The organism is Pseudovibrio sp. Ad46, assembly GCF_001623065.1.
Lineage (GTDB): Bacteria > Pseudomonadota > Alphaproteobacteria > Rhizobiales > Stappiaceae > Pseudovibrio.
In genome coordinates this window covers 1-2,305 of sequence record NZ_LMCG01000065.1, presented here as the reverse complement: position 1 = coordinate 2,305, position 2,305 = coordinate 1, and the positions used below count along the sequence as shown (strand labels likewise).

Genomic DNA, 2,305 nt, shown 5'->3' with positions numbered 1-2,305 from the left:
TCCCTCATCAAAAGAGGGAAGCCCTTCAAAGCGGCAATGATTGCTCTGGCGAGAAAGATACTCATCACAGCCAATGCACTCCTCAGAGATAGTGTTCCATTCAATGCATAAACACAGTTGCCGCATCGCGCTGCGCTTGTGCGGGATGACGGCGGTGGGGGAAGTGCAGTGACGGTTTAGGTGGAGCGCTTGCGTGGTTGTAGCGACTGTGGATCCAGCTCACCCAAAGCCATCCGGGCATTCACCGTTTGCGCTCCAGCACCAGCTGCGAGCCAAGGCTTTGCTGCGTCCATAGAAAACCGAGGGCGGCGCGCGCCTGCTGTGGGTTGCTCAACTTGCTGTTCAAGCGATTTTGCCAGTTCAGTTACCCGATAGAGGCCTTGCACTGCAGGTTGTGGAACCTTGCGCTTTTGTAAGGCTTGCCGTTGCACACTGAGTTTTTTAGCAACATCGGCCAGACTCACCAGATCAGGCCGCACTTCTCTCAAAGTGCTTCCTTTTGGAAGATGCGGGAGAATGGTGCGTGCGGCCTCCAAAATGACCTGATCAGGTTGCTCACCTTCAACTTCCAGCGCCACGGCGAGCAGGCCCGCCTGCCCTGTTCCAACAACGGCATCATCAAAACCCAACGCATAGACAGCATCAGCTAATTCAAACACATCATGCTCCCCTTCCCCAAGAGCAAACACAAGATCGAATTCAAACAGGTTCGACATCCTCAGCTTCCTTCTGGTTCAGATAAATGCAGCTCAGCGCCTTCTTCTTGAGTTTGACTGCATGCGTTGACGGATTTTGTGGTGTTGAACTGATCGACATTTGACAGAACTCACCGCAGCGGCATTGCTCATCATTAAAGGGGCACAACAGCAACCCCCAAGCATGGCCTTTGCCATTGCGAAGCCTGACCGTCCATCCAAGCTCTTCCAGCTCGCAAAGGACCGCCTCAACCTCCTTCTTGGCATGCCGCCTTCTCCCCAAAAGCCTAGTCCCTCGTCGGTTAAGTTGTCAATCGACAACTTTGTATCGCTACCCAGTCGATCTTGCTGGGTACATTTGTCAGAGAGTAGGGTGCGCGATGGTGTTGGGGTAGCTATGGGATTTTGTGGAGAGTGTGTTTCAGGTTACGATCGCAAATAAGTAAGCCAAAGAATTCAATGAGATTTCAGTTTAAATGTCAGACCCAATACGTCACCATTACATGCCTCGCTTTATTCTCGGTAATTTCGTTAATAGCTCAGATTTGCTTTGGGTACGAAGGCAGGGGAAAATTTTTCAAACAGGGATCAATAATGTCTTTGTAAAAAAAGAGCTCAACACATTCATCGATAAAAAAGGAAACAAAGAAAGGGAGCTAGAAAAGAAATACTCACAAATTGAATCTGATACAGCACCCATTACCAAGAAGATAATCGAGTTTACAGAAAAAAATATTTATCCGAATATCTCTGAAAATGAGAAATACACTTGGAATGTTTTCTTTCTCCACCAGCATAGTCGAGCTCCAGATTCATTTCTAAAACTTGGCATCAATTCTGACTTCGACGAAGTATGGGCGCGAGAAACAGAAAATTTTGAAAAATATGCAGGGCAAAATAATATAAGAGTCGATCCAGAAGAGCTAAAGCGAGTAAAAGACCCCGCAAACTTTGGCAAATTTAAACAAAATACTAGCGTTCTAGCACGAAAAAATCTCGGGCACGAAGTACTTCAAATACTTGACCGCCGTGGTCTTGCATATGGGATAATTCGAAATCAATCTGACGAGTTTATAATTGGTGACCATCCATTTGTTAGACTTCAAGGAACAGGAAATTTAAAGAATCCAGCAACGGAACTTTGGTTTCCAATATCCCCAAAAGTTGCGACCTCACCTTACGGTAAAAACTTAGACAGAAAACTTATCGAGCTAACGTCCTCACAGGTTCACTTAATTAACTCTACCATTTTTGAGCAGAGCAACATTATAGCCAGCAAGCAAAGATCAATCATCGAGGGCTTACTGCCTCAAACATCACCCTGAACGCGATGCAGCCCCCTGCTGTGCACTCACAGATTTCAGGCGAGGGAGTTGTTGCATCCTTAAACGCAACCTCTTTGCCTTCTCGCTCTGGGTCCCTGTGTGTTTGTTTTGTGCTTGAATGGTAGCGAGGCGGAGGTCGTTGGGTCCCAGATCAGAGCCCAGCACGGCTTGAGATCGTGACGCGGCCAGACCCCGCCTCGCATGTATTACCAAACCTGAACAGTTGATGGTGGCCGCTTTTGCGGACCACGTAGCACAGGGACAGGCTCCATGACCTTACACCCT

General features: G+C 47.8%; 2 protein-coding genes. One reads left to right on the top strand and one right to left on the bottom strand.

Annotation, left to right across the window (positions count from 1 at the left end; translation table 11 throughout):
- Window positions 1-176 precede the first annotated feature (176 nt).
- Window positions 177-716, bottom strand: a complete 540-nt coding sequence (locus PsAD46_RS17235) for a hypothetical protein (RefSeq protein WP_063307468.1) — start codon at window positions 714-716, stop codon at window positions 177-179.
- Window positions 717-1,171: 455 nt separating this feature from the next.
- Between PsAD46_RS17235 and PsAD46_RS17225 the strand changes: the two genes are divergently transcribed.
- On the top strand, window positions 1,172-2,020 hold the full coding sequence (locus PsAD46_RS17225; RefSeq protein WP_063307467.1) for a DUF4238 domain-containing protein: 849 nt from the start codon (window positions 1,172-1,174) through the stop codon (window positions 2,018-2,020).
- Window positions 2,021-2,305 lie beyond the last annotated feature (285 nt).